The organism is Hymenobacter plasmatis (assembly GCF_020711255.1).
Classification (GTDB): domain Bacteria; phylum Bacteroidota; class Bacteroidia; order Cytophagales; family Hymenobacteraceae; genus Hymenobacter.
Window position 1 is genome coordinate 56,235 of the sequence record NZ_JAJFAW010000022.1, and the last position, 18,500, is coordinate 74,734.

General features: G+C 62.1%; 15 protein-coding genes. 13 read left to right on the plus strand and 2 right to left on the minus strand.

All coding sequences use genetic code 11. The annotated features are described in order from the left end of the window. The first annotated feature begins 531 nt into the window (after positions 1-531). The 12 genes from LJ738_RS15525 to LJ738_RS15580 all read left to right on the plus strand — a co-directional run bounded on the left by LJ738_RS15525 (position 532) and on the right by LJ738_RS15580 (position 14,985). Positions 532-1,575: an amino acid--tRNA ligase-related protein gene (locus tag LJ738_RS15525; protein ID WP_227787308.1), complete on the plus strand. Its 1,044-nt coding sequence runs from the start codon at positions 532-534 to the stop codon at positions 1,573-1,575. Positions 1,576-1,670: 95 nt separating this feature from the next. After that, positions 1,671-2,519: a dihydroorotate dehydrogenase gene (locus tag LJ738_RS15530; protein ID WP_227787309.1), complete on the plus strand. Its 849-nt coding sequence runs from the start codon at positions 1,671-1,673 to the stop codon at positions 2,517-2,519. A gap of 40 nt (positions 2,520-2,559) precedes the next feature. After that, positions 2,560-3,339: an orotidine-5'-phosphate decarboxylase gene (gene pyrF / locus LJ738_RS15535; RefSeq protein WP_227787310.1), complete on the plus strand. Its 780-nt coding sequence runs from the start codon at positions 2,560-2,562 to the stop codon at positions 3,337-3,339. A gap of 51 nt (positions 3,340-3,390) precedes the next feature. Then, on the plus strand, positions 3,391-4,017 hold the full coding sequence (gene pyrE / locus LJ738_RS15540) for an orotate phosphoribosyltransferase (RefSeq protein WP_227787311.1): 627 nt from the start codon (positions 3,391-3,393) through the stop codon (positions 4,015-4,017). A gap of 179 nt (positions 4,018-4,196) precedes the next feature. Next, positions 4,197-7,247, plus strand: coding sequence for a phosphoribosylformylglycinamidine synthase subunit PurL (locus tag LJ738_RS15545; RefSeq protein WP_227787312.1), 3,051 nt, complete (start codon positions 4,197-4,199; stop codon positions 7,245-7,247). Further along, positions 7,247-8,227: a phosphoribosylformylglycinamidine synthase subunit PurQ gene (locus LJ738_RS15550; protein ID WP_227787313.1), complete on the plus strand. Its 981-nt coding sequence runs from the start codon at positions 7,247-7,249 to the stop codon at positions 8,225-8,227. The genes LJ738_RS15545 and LJ738_RS15550 overlap by 1 nt, the downstream gene beginning before the upstream one ends. A gap of 18 nt (positions 8,228-8,245) precedes the next feature. After that, positions 8,246-9,664, plus strand: coding sequence for a phosphoribosylaminoimidazolesuccinocarboxamide synthase (locus LJ738_RS15555; RefSeq protein WP_227787314.1), 1,419 nt, complete (start codon positions 8,246-8,248; stop codon positions 9,662-9,664). Positions 9,665-9,682: 18 nt separating this feature from the next. Then, positions 9,683-10,066, plus strand: coding sequence for a nuclear transport factor 2 family protein (locus LJ738_RS15560; RefSeq protein WP_227787315.1), 384 nt, complete (start codon positions 9,683-9,685; stop codon positions 10,064-10,066). Between the two features lie 25 nt (positions 10,067-10,091). Continuing rightward, positions 10,092-11,381: a phosphoribosylamine--glycine ligase gene (gene purD / locus LJ738_RS15565; protein ID WP_227787316.1), complete on the plus strand. Its 1,290-nt coding sequence runs from the start codon at positions 10,092-10,094 to the stop codon at positions 11,379-11,381. A gap of 16 nt (positions 11,382-11,397) precedes the next feature. Then, positions 11,398-12,099, plus strand: a complete 702-nt coding sequence (gene purN / locus LJ738_RS15570) for a phosphoribosylglycinamide formyltransferase (RefSeq protein ID WP_227787317.1) — start codon at positions 11,398-11,400, stop codon at positions 12,097-12,099. 86 nt (positions 12,100-12,185) lie between these two features. Continuing rightward, positions 12,186-13,688, plus strand: coding sequence for an amidophosphoribosyltransferase (purF, locus tag LJ738_RS15575; RefSeq protein WP_227787318.1), 1,503 nt, complete (start codon positions 12,186-12,188; stop codon positions 13,686-13,688). 199 nt (positions 13,689-13,887) lie between these two features. After that, the gene (locus tag LJ738_RS15580) at positions 13,888-14,985 is read left to right on the plus strand and encodes an AIR synthase-related protein (RefSeq protein ID WP_227787319.1); all 1,098 of its coding nucleotides are present in this window, start codon (positions 13,888-13,890) and stop codon (positions 14,983-14,985) included. Positions 14,986-15,231: 246 nt separating this feature from the next. Here the strand turns inward: LJ738_RS15580 and LJ738_RS15585 are convergent, their stop codons facing one another. After that, positions 15,232-16,722: a nicotinate phosphoribosyltransferase gene (locus LJ738_RS15585; protein ID WP_227787320.1), complete on the minus strand. Its 1,491-nt coding sequence runs from the start codon at positions 16,720-16,722 to the stop codon at positions 15,232-15,234. Between the two features lie 137 nt (positions 16,723-16,859). On the opposite strand from LJ738_RS15585, the gene LJ738_RS15590 reads away from it, so the two are divergent. After that, the gene (locus LJ738_RS15590; protein ID WP_227787321.1) at positions 16,860-17,552 is read left to right on the plus strand and encodes a DUF1345 domain-containing protein; all 693 of its coding nucleotides are present in this window, start codon (positions 16,860-16,862) and stop codon (positions 17,550-17,552) included. Between the two features lie 92 nt (positions 17,553-17,644). On the opposite strand, the gene LJ738_RS15595 is transcribed toward LJ738_RS15590, so the two are convergent. Then, positions 17,645-18,313 carry a response regulator gene (locus LJ738_RS15595; RefSeq protein ID WP_227787322.1) on the minus strand — a complete coding sequence of 223 codons (669 nt, stop codon included), beginning with the start codon at positions 18,311-18,313 and terminating at the stop codon, positions 17,645-17,647. Positions 18,314-18,500 lie beyond the last annotated feature (187 nt).

Genomic DNA, 18,500 nt, shown 5'->3' on the forward strand with positions numbered 1-18,500 from the left:
CTCCGCTGGATAAAAAAGCCCGTGACCCCCGGCTGGGAGTCACGGGCTTTTAATTGCCTGATAATTGGCGCCCTACTAAAAAGGGCAGATTGTAGCGGAATAAAGAGCCAAAGTTACAGCGTAAAGCAGATGCATCGCAATCGGTGGCCGGAGCTTAAAAAAAGATTTTCAACCATTTGGCTCAAGTAATCTCGGCTATCTCTTTGCAATCGCAGAAAAAGCAGGCCATAATCTTTTGCCAAGAAACAGCCCAATAAAAACTTAACATTACCGATGAATTACAGCTCGACATGATTCCGTAATTTTGCATCGTGCTTCAACCCAAACACCCGTTGATGAAGCGCGGGACCCTGCTCAACAGTGGCCCGCGAGAGGACCAAAAGGTCTTCGCCGCCGTTGGTTTTGCCGATTTGTCTTCCGTTTTTTCTGGTTGTTGCCCCGCCGCCGTTTCGTGATTCGAAACGGTTTTTTTATGTCCAGTCGGGTCGGTTTACCCTGCCAACTCTTTTAACGCCCACACAAAAGAAAATTATGGACACCAACACGCTCACTCCCACCGTAGCCGCAGCCACCCTGTCTTCGTCGTCGGCCCACGCTGGCAACCGCAACCTGAGCACCGACCCCAAGCGGATGGCGGTAATCAAGGTATGGGACGCCATGATGCGCGGTGCCCGCAAGTACTGCGAGCAGGAAGGCTTCGTGACCGTCCACAACATGCCCCACATCGTGGGCGTGACCGGCGCGTGCGAGAACACGGACACGCTGTTCACCCTGGACTGGTACGACGGCAAGAAGATGTTCCTGCCCCAGTCGAACCAGCTCTACATCGAGATGCTGACCCAGGCCGTGGAAGGCGGCCGCGTATGCGGCGAAATCCAGAGCTTCCGCAAGGAGCTGAACGCTGATAACCGCCGCCTGGCGCAGTTCACCCTGTTCGAAATTGAGCACCTCGGCGACCTCGACGAGCTGCTGGGCCACCTGAGCGGCATCGTGCGCACGGCAGCCAACGAAGTAGCCACCAAGTGCGCGAAGGAGCTGGCCCTGTTCGGCCGCAACGCCGAAGACCTGGTTGACCTCACCTTCAAGCGCATGACCTACGCCGAAGCCATCGAGCTGCTGAAGCCCAACGGCTTCCCCGACCTGCAGTGGGGCGACGACCTGGGCGCTGAAGAAGAAGGCCGCCTCACTGAGCTGGAAGGCCCCATCTTCATCACGCACTACCCGGCCGACATCAAGTTCTTCAACATGCGCAACAACGACGACGACCCCCGCGTGGTGAACTCCTCCGACTTGCTGCTGCCGCTGTCGGGCGAATCGGCTGGTTCGGCCGAGCGCGAGTTCGACGGGGCCAAGCTACGCCACAAGCTGGAAACCAGCTCAATGCTGGCCGGTCTCATCCGCCAGGGCATGAAGCTGGAGGACTTCGAGTGGTACCTGAGCTTCCACGAGGAGCACGACGTGAAGCTGCACTCCGGTGCCGGCGTGGGCATGGCCCGCGTGGCCCAGTTCATCCTCGGCCAGACCGACATCCGCGAGTGCGTGCCCTTCCTAATTAACCGTGACAACGTAATTTAAGGGAATCCTTAGCTGGTGCGCCAGCCGAACATCACCCGCAGCGGTCCTTGGGCAGTTGCGGGTGATAGTTCGTTTTTGTTATTTAAGAACAAGCTATGAAACTAGGCGCCATTACGTTACAAAATTCCGTGTGCTTGGCCGCCGCGCCCTGGGACCTCGACGGCCCGGGCTACGAGCAGCTGGGTGCCATTTTTACCAAGACCGTGACCATGGAGCCCCGCGCCGGCCTGCCCGGCGACGAAGGCATCCTGCAAGTGGCCGACCAAACCCTGCTCAACCGCACCGACCTCCGCACTGAGGGAGCCGAGGGGCTGGTGCAGGAGCACCTGCCGCGGCTGCGGCGCTTTGGCGTGCCCGTGTTTGTGAGCATTACGGCCCCGGGCGTGCCGGGCTTCCGCAAGATTGCGCGCTACCTGCAGCGCGAGGCCGGCGAGCAGCTGGCGGGCGTGGAAGTGTATATCACGGCCCCCAATTCGGGAGCCGGGGCCGACATCACTGCTCGCCACGTGCGCGAAGCCACCGAGGCCGTGCGCAACGAGCTGCGCGACGACGCGGCCGTGATTGTGAAGCTGCCGCCGTGGCCCGACCACATCCGGGGCCTGGCCCTGGGCGCCCAGGAAGGCGGTGCCACTGCTTTGGCCGCCACGAATACCTTGAAAGTGCTGCACCTGCCCGCTGACCCCAACGCCGCGCCGCTGGTGGGCGGGCTCTCGGGCGAGGCGCTGCGGCCACTGGCCCTGCGCTGCGTGTGGGAGTTGGCCAACGACGAGAAACTGCAGCTTCCCATCTTCGGAACGGGTGGCATTTTCACCCTTCGTGACGTGCAGGATTACCTGCGCGTGGGCGCCCAGGCCGTGCAAGTGGCCAGTGGCGAATGGTTGTCGCCTGGCCTCACAGCACGACTTGCTTCTGAGGTGGCTCAACTAGCATCTATTTCTCGCTAAACTCGCGCTTCTGTTTCATCAACTCTTCCCACCCATACCGATGCAAAAGCTCCTCGCCCGTGTTCAGACCGCCAATTCCCTGCTCTGCGTAGGCCTAGACCCTACCGGCGACGACGCCACGGCAACCCAGCGCCTCCAAGAAGTAGTAGCTCAAGCGGCGCCCTACGCCGCGGCGTTCAAACCCAACCTGGCGTTCTTTCTGAGCCGTGAAAACGGAGTGGCCCTGCTCCAGCAAACCGTGCGCAGCATCCCCACGGACATTCCGGTGATTCTGGACGGCAAATTCGGCGACATCGCCAACACCGCCGAGCAGTACGCGCGCTTCGCTTACGACATCGTGGGAGCCGACGGCGTGACGGTGAACCCCTACATGGGCGACGATACCATCCGGCCCTTTGCCCGGCCCGGCAAGCTAGTCTTTACATTGGCCAAAACCTCCAACAAGCCCCAGCACGGCCTGCAGGACGCGGCCATGACCCGCGGCGGCTCCATCAGCGACTGGGCGGCCCGCCTGGCCAAGCTCATGGACGAAGAGCTCACCGAGGCCACCATCGGCCTGGTGGTGGGCGCATCGGAGCCCGAGACGGTGGCCAAGCTGCGGGCCACGTGCCCGGACCAATGGTTCCTGGTGCCCGGCATCGGGGCGCAGGGCGGCGACTTATCGGCCACGCTGCGCGCCGGTCTGCGGGCCGACGGCAGCGGCTTGCTCATCAACTCCTCGCGGGGCATCTGGCAGGCCGCCGATGCCGGCGCCGCTGCCCGGGAATTGCAGGAAGAAATCAACCAATTCCGGACGGTAACCAGCCCCGCTCACACCTGACCAAAAAGCCGCTGTGAAGCGGCTTTTTGCATCTTAGATTTTCCGTAAGAAATGACTCCATCTCCCGAAATCCATTCTTCCGCCACGCTCGACGCCGGCTTGCTGGAACAGCAGTTGCGGCAGGAAGACGCGCTGCTGAGCGGGCACTTCCGGCTGTCGTCGGGCCTGCACTCCGATACCTACGTGCAGTGCGCCCGCTTCCTGCGCCGGCCCAATTTGGCCGCACCGGCCGCGGCTGCGCTGGCCGCTCAAATTCAGGAAGCCGGCCTGCAGCCCGACGTGGTGGTGGGCCCGGCCATGGGCGGCGTGGTGATAGGCTACGAGCTGGCCCGGCAGCTGGGCACGCCCGGCATTTTTACCGAGCGCGACACCGACGGCCAGATGACTTTGCGCCGCGGCTTCACTATTGAGCCGGGCGAGAAAGTCATCATCGCCGAAGACGTGGTGACGACCGGCAAAAGCACGCTGGAAGTCGCCCGGGTGCTGCGCGAGCTGGGCGCCGAAGTCCTGGCCGTAGCCTCCCTAATCGACCGGACAGGCGGAAAAGGTGGGCTGAATTTCCCGCATTTCGCCCTGCTTTCGGTCACAGCCGCGACCTTTGCGCCCGATACCTGCCCCTTGTGCGCCGCTGGCGTGCCGGTGGTGAAACCCGGCAGTCGGCCGGAAAAAGCGTTTTAGGCGTTGTGTGTTTGAGTCTTCAGAAAAGGAAAAAAGGTCGTCATGCTTCATCTAGCGTCCGCGAAGCCGAAGCATCTCTACCGCGAGAGTAATCCAATCGACTGAGTTAGTTGCGCGGTAGAGATGCTTCGGCTTCACTCAGCATGACAGACGAGTTGTTTTAGTTGCCAATTCACTAAATGACCGATACCCACACCATCCAGCTCACGCTGAAACCCGGCCAGCACGACGGCGACGGCCAGCGCGTGGCCGAGGCCGCCGCCCGCCACCTGGGCCTGGCCACCGGCCGCATGCGCAGCGCCGCGCTCTACACGGTGCGCTACCCGCTCACCGAAAATCAGCTCAACGACTTTGCCACCCGCTGCCTCGCCGACCCGGTGCTGCACGACGTGCGCCTGAACGAGCTGACCGCCGCACCCGGCTTTGCCACCTACATCCTCGTTGCTCGCCGCCCCGGCGTGACCGACGACGAAGGCACCTCCGCTCAAAACGCCCTGGCCGACCTGCTCAACGAGCCGCTGGATACCCACACCCAGCACATCTTTAGCAAGCGCCTCTTCCTGCTCGAAAATGACCTGCCGGCCGCCGACCTGCGCCGCATCGCGGAAGAGCTGCTCGGCAACAAGCTCATCAACTGGCTGGAAGTGGGCCGGGTGGCCGATGGCATCCGCGACTACACACCGCGCCCGGGCGGCGGCGCCGAAGCCATTACCGAAATCATTACCCTGACCGGCCGCAGCGATGCGGATTTGGTGCAGCTGTCGAAAGAGAATATCTACGCGCTGAACCTGGAGGAAATGCGGGCCGTGCGCGATTACTTCGCCGCCTCCCAAACCCAGGCCGAGCGCCAGACCGCCGGCCTGCCCGCCGACCCCACGGATTGCGAGCTGGAAATCATTGCGCAGACTTGGTCGGAGCACTGCAAGCACAAGGAGTTTTCGGCTCTCATCAACTACAAAGACCTGGAAACGGGCGAGGAGAAGCAGGTCGATTCGCTCTTCAAAACCTACATCAAAAACGCCACCTCCGAAGTAGACCGCCAGTTGCGCGCCAACGGCAACGACTGGCTGGTGAAAGTCTTCTCGGACAACGCCGGCGCCGTGCGCATCAACGCCGACTCGCTTTTTGTGTGGAAGGTGGAAACGCACAACTCGCCTTCGGCCATTGACCCCTACGGCGGGGCCATCACGGGCATTCTGGGCAACAACCGCGACCCGTTGGCCACCGGCATCGGCGGCGCGCAGCTACTGTTCAATACCAACGTGCTCTGCTTCGGCAATCCGGAGTATGACGGGCCGCTGCTCACCGGGCAGCTGCACCCGCGCCGCATTCTGGAAGGCGTGCGCAAGGGAATCGAAGACGGCGGCAACAAGTCAGGGGTACCCACGGTCAACGGCGCCATCGTCTTCGACGACCGGTACGCCGGCAAGCCGCTGGTGTACTGCGGCACCGGCGCCGTGATGCCCATGCAATTCGCGGGCAAAGACTCCTGGGAGAAAATCATCGACGCCGGCGACCGCATTATCATGGCCGGTGGCCGGGTGGGCAAAGACGGCATTCACGGCGCCACGTTCTCGTCTATTGAGCTGGACGAAACCGCACCCGCCACGGCCGTGCAAATCGGCTCGCCCATCACCCAAAAGCTGGCCATGGATTTCCTGCTGCTGGCGGCCCGCCGCGGCCTGCTCAAGTGCAGCACCGACAACGGCGCGGGCGGCCTCTCGTCGTCCGTAGGTGAGCTGGCCGGCATCAGCGGCGGCGCGGTAGTGGAGCTAGAGCGCGTGCCCCTGAAGTACCCCGGCCTGCGGCCTTGGGAGATTTTCGTGAGCGAATCGCAAGAGCGTTTTACGCTAGTGGTGGAGCCCGGCAAAATGACCGAGTTGCTGGCCCTAGGCCAGGAAATGGAAGTTGAGCTAACCGACATCGGCTACTTCACCGCCGATGGCTTTCTGGACGTGCGCTTCGATGGCGCGCCCGTGGCGCGGCTCAACATGGAGTTTCTGCACGAAGGCGTGCCGCGCAAAATTCTGGAAGCGGAGTGGACCAAACCCGCCGCTTCCGAGCCGGAAATTCCGGCCGCTGCGGACTACACCGCCACGCTGGGCAAGCTGCTGGGCTCGCTCAATATCTGCTCACGCGAGTCGGTCATTCGCCAGTACGACCACGAGGTAAAAGGCCGCACCATTGTGAAGCCCTTGATGGGCGCGACCGGCCAGGCGCCGCAGGACGCGGCCGTTGTGCGCTTCAATTTCGAGAGCTGGGAAGGCGTGGCCGTGAGCAACGGCATCCTGCCGCGCTATGGCGATTTGGACGCCTACCACATGTCGGCCGGCGCGTTCGACGAGGCGGTGCGGCAGATTATCGCGGTAGGAGGGAAGCTGCCCAACCTGACGCCCGGCGACGGGATTTTTTGGTCGGTGAACGACAACTTCTGCGTGCCTGATTCGGTGTACGACCCCGTCATCAACCCCGACGGCAAGCAGAAGCTGGCCAAGCTGGTGCGCATGTGCGAGGCCCTGCGCGACGCCACGGCGGCTTACTGCATCCCGCTCACCAGTGGGAAGGACAGCATGAAAAACGACTTCAAGGCCGACGGCGTGAAGATTTCGGTGCCGCCCACCGTGCTCTACTCGATGACGGCCAAGATGGAAGACGTGCGCCGCGCCATCACCTCGGACTTCAAGCAGGCCGACGACGTGGTGTACCTGCTCGGCGAAACCCACGACGAACTGGGCGGCTCCGAGTTCTACGCCCTGCACGGCCAGCTGGGCGCCAACGTGCCCAAGGTTGATTTCGAAAAGGCCAAAGCCCTTTATACCCTAGTGGGCCAGGCCAACGACCAGCACCTCATTCAATCCTGCCACGACCTGAGCGACGGCGGTCTGGCCGTGGCGCTGGCCGAATGCACCTTTGGCTACGACTGCGGGGCCACGGTTGAGCTGTCGGAAAGTGGCTTGCCGCTGCCGGTGCAGCTGTTTTCGGAGTCGCATTCCCGTTTCCTGGCCACGGTAGCGCCGGAAGACGTGGTGGCCTTTGAGCAGCTGCTTGGCAGCCTTGCCAACCGCCTGGGCACGGTGACCAAAGAGCCGCGCCTGGTGGTGCGCCACGGCGGCCGCGAGGTGATTTCGGCCGACTCCGATGTACTTCGGAGTATATGGACCAACGGGCCTGTAAATCAATTGCTCGGCGTTGGCGACGTGGCCAATGTTTCACACTCAACTTCACTGTAATGGCACAAGACTCATTTCCTCCGGCCCAAAAGCCCTTTGAGATGGTACAAGATGCCACTCGGGTAGCACATAAAGTTCAAATCGAGGCACAAGCTGGCGAGCCCCGGCGTGTGGGCGCCGTGCAGGCACTGATTCTGACCGGCTTCGGCATCAATTGCGAAGAAGAATTCGCGGCGGCTTATCGGCTGGCGGGCGCGCAGGCCACCATCGTGCACCTCAACCAGGTGCTGCATGGGCAGGTAAGCATCCACGATTTCGACATTCTGAACTTCCCCGGCGGCTTTTCCTTTGGCGACGACCTGGGCTCGGGCGTGGTGCTGGCCAACAAGCTGCGCTACCGCCAGACCGGGCCGGGCGGCCGCACCCTGCTCGACGACATCAAGGAGTTCATCGCTGCCGGCAAGTTTGTACTTGGCATCTGCAACGGTTTTCAGGTGCTGGTGAAATTGGGCTTGCTGCCCAACCTAAGCGGCCACGTCACGCCCGAAGTCACGCTGACCCACAACGCCAGCGGCCGCTACGAAGACCGGTGGGTGACGCTCCGCGTGAACCCCCTCGCCCAAACGCCCTTCCTGAAAGGCATCGACACGCTGGAAGTGCCCGTGCGCCACGGCGAAGGCCGGCTCGTGATTTCCGACCCTGCCATTCAGCAGCGCATTGAAGCCGCGGGGCTCAACTGCCTGAGCTACCTCGACGCCAACGGCGACGGCACCGGTGTGTACCCCTTCAACCCCAACGGCGCCGCCCTGAACTGCGCCGGCCTCACTGACCCCACCGGCCAGGTATTTGGCCTGATGCCGCACCCCGAAGCCTTTCTCTCGGCCTACAACCACCCGGACTGGGCCCGGCGCCGGCGCCAAAACCCCAGCGCCAGCGAGGAAGGCGAGGGGCTCCAGATTTTTAAGAACATCGTGGCGCACATTGCCCACTCGCGTACCGCCGCCACGGCGGCGGAAAATGAATTTGCCACTCGGAGCTAGTCTCCTGTACAGTCGCTAATGAACACGCTCACCCAGTTCGCTTCTCCCCAACTTCCTTTGCTGCACCGCGGCAAAGTCCGCGACAGCCTGCGCGCGCCTTCCGGCGACCGGCTCATCATCGTCACCGACCGCCTTTCGGCGTTTGATTCGGTGCTGGAAACGGCCATCCCGCACAAAGGCGCCGTGCTCAACGGCCTGGCCAATTTCTGGTTCGACAAAACCCAGCACATCATTCCGAACCACGTGCTCAAGCTCGTGGATGCCAACGCCATGCTGGTGAAGGAAGCCGAGCCCATCAAGGTGGAAATGGTAGTGCGACAGTACCTCACCGGCTCGATGTGGCGCGGCTACCAGGCCGGCCAGCGCACATTTTCGGGCGTAACGGTGCCCGACGGGCTGACCAAAAACCAGGCGTTTCCGCACTCCATCGTGACGCCCACGACCAAGGAAGAATCGGACCGCGAAATCACCCCCGAAAACCTGGTGAGTGAAGGCTGGGTGACCAAGGAGCTCTACGACCAGATGGCCGTGAAGTCCCAGATGCTGTTTGCCGTGGGCTCGCAGCTGCTGGCCGAAAAGGGCATTATCCTGGTGGATACCAAGTATGAGTTTGGTCTGCTGAACGGCAAACTAATTCTCATTGACGAGATGCACACGCCGGACTCGTCCCGGTTTTGGAGCGCCGAAGACTACGCCCGGAACCCCGAAACGGCCGAGCAGATGGACAAGGAGTATGTCCGCCAGTGGCTCATTGCCAACAAAAAAGACGGCCAGTACCCCCGCGCCCTCACCCCGGAAGTGGCCCAGGAGGCCAGCCGCCGCTACCTCGACATCTACCAGCGCATCACCGGCCAGGCCCTGCCCACCGTCGAAACCGAAGCCGCCGACGCGCCCCACACCGGCCGGCACGATGCCCGCGCCCGCCTGCTCGCCAACCTGGTGCAGGCTGGCCTGGTGAAGGACGCCTGGGTAAACATCGTGATGGCCTCGCCCGACGATAAGGAGCACTGCCTGAAAATCCGGGCGCAGTTTGAGGGCTACGGCATCTTCACGCAACTGCGCGTGACGTCGGCCCACAAAAACGGCGAAGTCATTGCCGACATGGCCGAAATCTGGAACAACAGCATCGAGCCCGGCGTCATCATCGCCGCAGCCGGTCTCTCCAACGGCCTCGGCGGCGCGCTGGCGGCCAACGTAAACGTGCCCGTCATCAGCTGCCCGCCGTGGAAGGATTACGCCGAGCTGGCCATGAACCTCAACTCGTCGGTCATCATGCCCAGCGGCACCCCCAACCTGACGGTGGTGCGCCCCGACAACGCCGCCCAGGCCGCCCTGCGAGCTCTGAATCTGCCCCGCCTGCGCGAACGGCTCAACCAGGACATCAAAGCCACCAAAGCCAAGCTGAAAGCCGACGACGCTGAACTGTGCGTGCTGTAATCTGCCCTCCGGAAACGCATGGAAACCACCGAGCCGAAACAGCTGATTGCCGTCTACATCGAAGCCTACAACCGCTTCGATGTGGAAGGCATGCTGGCGCCCTTGCACGAAGCTGTGGTGTTCCGAAACATTGCCAACGGCGAGGTAAACCTGACCACCACCGGCAAAGAAGCCTTCCGCCAACAAGCCGAGCAGGCCACGCAGTACTTCTCGCAGCGCGAACAGAGCATTACGGACTGGCAGGTGGACGGCAGCCGGGTTAAAGTCGCCATCGACTACACGGGAGTGGCGGCCATTGCGTTTCCCAACGGGCTGCAGCCGGGCGACACCCTGCGCCTGCAGGGCAAGTCCGTTTTCGGCTTCCAAGACGGCAAAATCATTTCCATCGAAGACATTAGTTAAGGCCTGACCTAGGCTCCTCTCTATTTTGACTACATCCCAAACCGTTTTGCTCCTGGGCTCCGGCGCACGCGAGCACGCGCTAGCCGAAAAGCTGACCCGCGACGGGGCCACGGTGCACGTGCTGCCTGGCAACGCCGGCATTCCGAACAGCCACCCCGACGTCAACCCGCTGGAATTTGAAGCGGTGCGAGCCTTTGCCCAAGCGCAAGAGGCCAAGCTAATTGTGGTGGGCCCCGAGGCGCCACTGGCGGCCGGCATCACCGACTTTTTTGCCGGCTCCGACATCAAGGTGTTTGGCCCAACCCGCGCCGCGGCCCGGCTGGAAAGCTCCAAGGTGTGGAGCAAGGACTTCATGCGCCGCCATGGCGTGGCCACGGCCCAGGCCTGGCAGTTTCGCAGCGACAACATCGCGGCGGCCCGCGCCAAAGCCGCCGAGCTCGGCGGGCACGTGGTGGTGAAGTACGACGGCCTGGCAGCCGGCAAAGGCGTGTACGTGTGCTCGTCGCTGGAAGAAGCCGAAACGGCCCTGAGCGAGCTGCAAACGCAGTTTACGGGCTGGTTCTCCTTCCTGCTGGAAGAGAAGCTGACCGGCCCCGAAATCAGCATCATTGGCCTCACCGATGGGCGCGAAATCAAGCTGCTGGCCACCTCGCAGGACCACAAGCAGCTGCTGGCCGGCGACCAGGGCCCCAACACCGGCGGCATGGGCGCTTACTGCCCCGTGCCCTTCGCCAACGACAACGTGCTGGCCGCCATTCGGCGCGACATCATCGACCCCACGCTACGCGGCCTGCAAAACGAGCAGTTTGCATTTCACGGCTTCCTGTATTTCGGCATCATGCTCACGCCCAACGGCCCCAAGCTGCTGGAATACAACGTGCGCCTCGGCGACCCCGAGGCCGAAGTATTGCTGCCCGCTCTGGATAGCAGCCTGCTCAAGTTGATTGAAGCCACGCTGGATGGCACGCTGGCCCTGCAAACCGTGCGGCAGCGCCCCGGCGCGTTTGTGGGCGTGGTGCTGGCCTCGGGCGGCTACCCGGCCGCGAAATTTCCTACCGGCTTCCCCATCACGGGCCTCGACCAATTGCCGGCGCACGTGCGGGCCTACCACGGCGCTACCCGGCTCGACGCCGAGGGTCGGCTCGTGACCAACGGTGGCCGCGTGCTGGTGCTCACCGCCCACGGCCCCGATTTGGAAACGGCCACCGCCCGCGCCTACGAGGCCTGCGCCAAGGTCACCTTCCAGGATGCCTACTACCGCCCCGACATTGCCCAGCGCCCGGCGCCCGTGCTAAGCGCCAGCGCCGTAAATTGAAGTTGAATACTCAACCATGAGCAGCCAAACTCCCGCCGAAGCGAATCATCAGGCACCCCACTTGTCGGGCGGCGCGGGCGTGGCGACGCTCGGCGAAGGGCCGCGGAAAGCCCGCTTGGTCATCCTGCTCTCGGGGCGCGGCTCCAACATGCTGTCATTGGTGCAAGCCACCAAAACCGGCGCGCTACACGGCCTGGCCGAAGTAGCCGTAGTGTTCAGCAACAAGCCCGACGCGCCCGGCCTGGCACTGGCCGCTTCCCAGGGCTGCCCGGTAGCCTCGCTGCCCAGCCAGGGCCGTAAGAGGGAGGCTTTTGATGCCGAAGCTGCGGCGCTGCTCCAGCAATATTCCCCCGATTTTGTGGTGCTGGCGGGCTACATGCGAATTCTCTCCCCGGCGTTTATTCAGCCGTTTGCAGGGCGCATTCTCAACATTCACCCCGCCGATACGCACCAACACCAGGGCCTGCACGCCTACGAGTGGGCCTTCGATAACAAGCTGGCCGAAACCAAAATAACCGTGCATTTGGTTGACGAAGGTCTCGACACTGGGCCCATTTTAGCTCAAGAACCAGTGGACTTGCGCGGGGCTGATACCCTCGCCGAAGTCGAGCGCCGCGGGCTGGCCGTGGAGCACCGGCTCTATGCTGAAACGCTGGCGGAATTAATCAAAAAAGCACATCATGCAGAGCGCAGCGAAGCATCTCGCATGCAGCAATAACCAAGTTAGCTCAACGAAGCGAGCAAGATGCTTCGCTGCGCCCTGCATGACATACAATATTTAGTAAGACTTAATACCCCAATCCAATGTGTGGAATAGTAGGTTTTCATGGCCCCGACGACGTCGTAGCTGATATGGTAGTTGGCCTCACCGCCCTGCAGCACCGGGGGCAGGACGCGGCCGGCATCGCCACGTTCGACGGCTCCTCGTTCCACCTCCACAAGGGCCAGGGCTTGGTGAATGACGTGTTTAAAAAGAAGCACGTGAAGAAGCTCAAGGGCAACAGCGGCATTGGCCACGTGCGCTACACTACGCAGGGCGCCAACGACTCGAATCTGGCCCAACCCTTCACCACGAGCTACCCGTTTGGCCTGGCGATGGTGCACAACGGCAACGTCATCAACTTTCGCGACGTGGCCAAGCGCCTGCACGAGAAGTACCACGTGCTGCCCAAAACCACCAACGACCTGGAGCTCATCATGTACACCTTCGCCTCGGAGCTGCGCGTGAAAGACCTCGACCACCTCTCGGTAGTCGACATTTTCGACGCCGTGGAGACCACCCAGGAGCTGGTAAAGGGCGCCTACGCCACCATCACGCTTATTGCCGGGCACGGCTTGCTGGCCTTCACCGACCCGCTGGCCATCCGGCCGCTGGTATTGGGCCGCCGCGATACGCCCGCCGGGCCAGTGTATGCCTTTGCGTCGGAGAGCACGTGCTTTGACTTTCTGGGCTTCGAGTTCATTGAGAACGTTGGCCCCGGCCAAGCCATCTTTATCGACAACAACTTTCAGGTTCACTACAAGAACCCGTACGAACTGCCCAAGAACTTCTGTGCCTTCGAGCAAATCTATTTTGCCCGCGAAGATTCCGTTATCCACGGCCGCTTGGTGGCCCGCGAGCGGGTGCGCTTGGGCAAGGTACTGGCCCGAAAAGTGGCCGATGCTGGCATCAAGCCGGACATGGTGATTGACGTGCCGTCGTCAGGCTACTTCGCGGCCTCCGGCCTGGCCGAGGCCATCGGCGTGCCCTACCGCCGCGCGCTGGTGAAGAACAACCACATGGGCCGTTCCTTCATCGTGGCCACTCAGGCCGGCCGCGAAGACGTGGTGAAGAAGAAGCTCAACCCCATCCGTGAGTTTGTAGTGGGCAAGAAAATCGCCGTGGTCGACGACAGCATCGTGCGCGGCACTACCTCGCGCCGCATCGTGCGTTTGTTGCGCGATGCCGGCGCCACCGAGGTGTACTTCATTTCCAGCGCGCCACCCATCGTGTCGCCCTGCATCTACGGCATCGACATGGCCATGAGCACCGAGCTGATTGCGGCCAACTACACCGAGGACGAAATCTGCCGGTACATCGAAGCCGACAAAGTCATTTACCAGGATTTGGAGGACTTGCAGGAGCTGTTTGCGGAAGAAAAAGGCCACGGCGGCAGCTGCTTCGCCTGCTTCTCGGGCAAGTACCCCACCGGCGACGTGACCCACTACCTGCGCCACGTGCAGGAAGAGCGCGCCAGCCACCGCCCCGAAAAAGGCAAGAAAAACCTATCGGTAAGCGCCAAAGCGCCCGAGCCGACGGAGCACTAGAAGAACGACAACTCCCCTCAGAGGAGGAGGGGATGTGGCCGCGAAGCGGACGCTGGGGTGGTTGAAGCCGTCCGCGCCGTTAGGGGCCGTTGTTGGTTCTGCTTCGTTCCGCCATCGTTCAACGAATTCAACCACCCCCGTTTGAGCCAAGGGCTCAAACATCCCCTCCTCGTCTGAGGGGAGTTGTCGTTCCAATACCATGTCCACCACCTCCGAAAACCCCGCCGGCTATTCCATCCAAGAAGGCAACGCCGCCTCGCGTAACGCTTACAACTGGTCGAAAAAAACCTTCCAGAACCGCAAAGGCAAGCCCGGCGAGCCCGCTCAGGACCTCGATGGCGGCTTCTCCAACGAAATCCGCTTCGGGGCCGAGCGCCTCGGCATCAGCTCCGACGGCATTGGGACCAAGATTGAAGTAGCCGAGCGCATGAACAAGTACGATACCCTCGGCTACGACCTCATCGCCATGACGGCCGACGACCTCATTGCCGCCGGCTTCGTGCCCACCAACCTCTCCAACATCATCGACGTGAACCACCTCGACTACGACGTGGTGGACCAGATGATGCGCGGCCTGCACGACGCCGCCAACTTTACGAAAATGGCCATCACGGGCGGCGAAATCGCCGAGTTGGGCAGCCGCATCGATGGCTGGCCGGGGGCCAAGATGAATTTCAACTGGTGCTCCACGGCCATCGGGGTGCTGCACCCCAGTTTGGCCCAGCCTCTGAGCGGCAAAACCGCCCAGGCCGGCCATGTGGTGGTGGCCCTGCGCTCGCCCTCGTTCCGTTCCAACGGCTACTCGCTGGCCCGTAAAACCCTGCACAAAGCCTTCGGCAAAGACTGGCACGAAGCCCCCTACGACGGCACTGATGGTGCCGAGTATCCCACCTGGGGCGACGCTATGCTTGCGCCTTCGCTCATTTACGCGCCCGGCGTGGCGGCCCTGCTCGATGCTGGCTTGCCGGTGCACGGCATCGCCCACATCACCGGTGGCGGCCTGGCCGACAACTTCAAGCGTGTGCTCAAAAACGGCCTCGGCGCGGTACTCGACAACCTGTTTCCGCCCCTGCCCGCCATGCAGCGCCTGATGGAAATCGGCCATCTCAGCCCCGAAACTGCCTATCTCTACTGGAACATGGGCACCGGCATGCTGCTAGTGACTGAAGAAGTATCAGCCGCTGCCGTAGTGGATTCGCTGCAAGCCAGTGGGTACGATGCCCAAGTGGCCGGCCACCTTACCGCTGAGAGTGGTGTGACGCTGCGCGTGGGTGCGGGAGAGCTGCGGTACGCGTAGGATTCAGAATACGAACGGGAATAGTACATCCCGCTCAGTGAAACCGAAGTGGTTCTACTGCAAGGATAATCTAAAGCGTCTGTCATGCTGACGAAGGAAGCATCTTATCACCGCTGAACGAATTGAGCTAACCTGATAAGATGCTTCGCTACGCTCTGCATGACAGACGATTTGTAAAGAAGCCAGAGAACTGAAATAGGAGAGATGCTGCTTCGCTCAGCAGAACACCCTGCTCTAGGTTCCGAATTACGCCCCGCGCACCGGCCGCTTCTCCAGAATCAGCTTGGTACGGTAGTCATTCAGCCCCATTTCCAGCCCAACGGGGAAGGTGTGGGGGTTGAGGAAGCGGCGGACGCTGGGGTCCAGGCTTTGCACTTCGCGCTGGGCGTGGGCGCGGCTTTCGACCAGGGTGGGCAGGTCCAATACCCGTTTGCCCTGGCGGAATACGGGCTCCAGCAGCTCGCGGAACTTGGTTTCGGGCTTAATGGCTAAGCGGCGGGTGATATCGGCCGGGTCGATGATGGTGAGCTGGTCGGGGAGGGGCTCGGCGGTGTTGTAGAGCATGTCGGCGCGGGGCTTGCCGTACTCGTTGAGGTAGCGGCGCACCTGCAGGATACCGGGGATACTGGTTTTGGCCACCTGCTCGGAGAGCTTGAGCGTGAAGTCCCAGCCCGAATCGTCGGCTTTGCGCAGGGCGGCCAGCTTGTACACGCCTCCCAGGGCCGCTTGGTTGTAGGCCGTCACGAGCTGGGTACCCACGCCCCAGGTGTCGATGCGGGCGCCTTGCTGCTTGAGGCTGGTGATGAGGGTTTCCTCCAAATCGTTGCTGGCCACGATGTGCGTTTCATTAAATCCGGCCTCGTCGAGCACGGCCCGGGCCTCGCGGCTGAGGTAGGCCAGGTCGCCCGAATCGAGCCTAATGCCGGCCAGCTCGTGGCCGTTGGCGCGCATCGCCCGGGCTACTTTGATGGCCTGGCGCACGCCCTCGATGGTGTCGTAGGTATCGACCAGAAACACGGAATCATCGGGGAAAGCCTGTGCGTAGGCCGAAAATGCCTGTGTCTCGTCGGCAAATGCTTGTACCCAGCTGTGGGCGTGGGTGCCGCGCACCGGAATGCCGTAGCGCTGCCCCGCCAGCAGGTTAGAAGTGGCATCGGCGCCGCCCAGGTAGGCCGCCCGGCTGGCCCCCAGGCCGCCATCGAAGCCCTGCGCGCGGCGCAGGCCAAACTCCAGCACCCGGTCGTTGGGGCCGGTGGCTTCGCGGATGCGGGCGGCTTTGGTGGCAATCAGGGTCTGGAAATTAATCAGTGTGAGCAGCGCCGTTTCCAGGAGTTGGGCTTGCAGTAGCGGGCCGCGCACCCGCAGCAGCGGCTCATTGCCAAACACCACGGTGCCTTCGGCCACGGCGTCGATGTCGCAGCTGAACTTCAGGTTGCGCAGGTACTCCAAAAATTCGGGCGGGAACAGCGCGGCGCCCTTGCTGCCGGTCAGGCTGCCCAGGTAAGCCAAATCCTTGTCGGAAAAATGAAGATTCTCGACCCAGTCGACGGCCAGCGCCAGGCCGGCTGCCACGGCGTAGCCGCCCGCGAACGGCGCTTTGCGGAAGTACAGGTGAAACACCGCCTCGCGGTCCTGCATGCCCTGCTGCCAATAGCCGTAGGCCATGGTGAGCTGGTACAGGTCGGTGACAAGGGCGAGCGAAGGAGCGTAAAGCCCGGATAGGGGAGCAGAATTCATGAGCGCGGCAAAGGGGGTAAGCGCTTGCTTACGGACAAAAACAACAATTGGCTCAACTCCAAACCGCAACTCAACGCCGGGTTCTGAGCGAGTGCCCTTGGCTAACGGTTGGGGTTTACCCGCTTACTTTGCCAGCCGTGCCACAACCCTCTGCTCTTTTTCGCTACACCCAACGCATAGGCCAGCTTTCGGCCACGTATCGGCTCCTGATTGGGCTGGGGCTGGGAGCCGCGGCCTGGTTTCTGGCTCCGCCGGATGCGGGCCCCATCAGCCGCTGGGTGGCGTCCTGGGATGTGTGCGCTACTGCCACGCTGCTGCTCATCGCGGCGGCCATGTTCACGGCTGATGCCGCCAGCATCCGCAAAGTGGCCAACAGCGAAGACCCAAGCCGGACGTTAGCTTTCGGGTTTGTGCTGGTGGCGGCCCTGGCCAGCTTGCTGGCCGTGGTCGCGTTGCTGGGTACCATGAAGTCGCTATCGGGCAGCATACTGGCCCGGCACATTGTCCTGAGTGCTGCGGCCGTGTTGGAGTCGTGGCTGCTGGTCCACACGGTGTTTACGCTGCACTACGCCCACATTTACTACGATGCCGACGATGCTCGGTCGGGTGCCGATACCGGCGGCCTGGGTTTCCCCGGCGAACCGCCCGAGCCCGATTACCTCGATTTTGCCTACTTCGCCTTCACCATCGGCATGGCCGCCCAAACGGCCGACGTTACCATTCCCGGCCGGCGGCAGCGCCGCACGGCCCTCCTGCACGCGCTCATCTCCTTCGGCTTCAACACCGCCATTGTAGCCCTGAGCATCAGCGCGCTGGGCAGCCTTCTATAGTCAATTAACAGTTGTCATTTAACAATTAACAGCCGTTACATCAGCTCAATTAGGGCAGATATAACGGCTGTTAATTGATAACTGTTAAATGATTAAGATATCAGGCCCCGGCTCACGGCGAGCTTGATGAGGGCGGCGGTGTTCTTGGCCTGGGTTTTGGCGATGATGTTCTGGCGGTGGGTTTCGATGGTGCGCTTGCTGGTGAAGAGCTTGTCGGAAATCTCGCCGTTGGTGAGGCCTTCGGCGATGAGCTTGAGCACTTCCAGCTCGCGAGCCGTGAGGTCGGCGCCGTGGTGGTCTCCGGATTCGTCGGTGTGGCCCGCGATATTAGGGGTAGAGGACTGGGCCACCGCTTTGTAGAGCATGCTCAGGCCGATTTCGGTGCACAAGAAGGGGTTGCCCTGCGCTACCGTGCGGATGGCGTAGGTGATTTCGCTGATGGCCGCATTCTTGAGCACGTAGCCCAATGCGCCGGCTTCCAGCATGCGGGTCACGTAGTTTTCGTGGTCGAGCATGGTGAGCACCAGCACCTTCACGTCGGGGAAGCGGCGGCGCAGCTCGGGCACCGTGGCAAAACCGTCGAGGACGGGCATCTGCACGTCCATCAGGACGACGTCGACGGGCGTGTTTTCGAGGATGGAAAGGACTTCGGCGCCGTTGCTGGCTTCGCCCACTACGTCAAGGTCGGCGTCGGCGGAGAGCAGCGCCCGGATGCCGTCGCGCAAAATGGTGTGGTCATCGGCTAGCAAAATACGGGTCATAGCGAATAAGATTTAGGAGCATCAAGAACGAATGGCAGCCCGCAAAGTTGGGCTAATCCCGGTATACGGCAAAGCCTTGTCCGTATTTATACTAGGATACTTATATTAGCCCCTGCTTTTGTAGGGATTAATACGGCTTTTACTGTGGAGCTCCCCGCTAAGATGGCCGGTGTCTTTAATTTTGGGG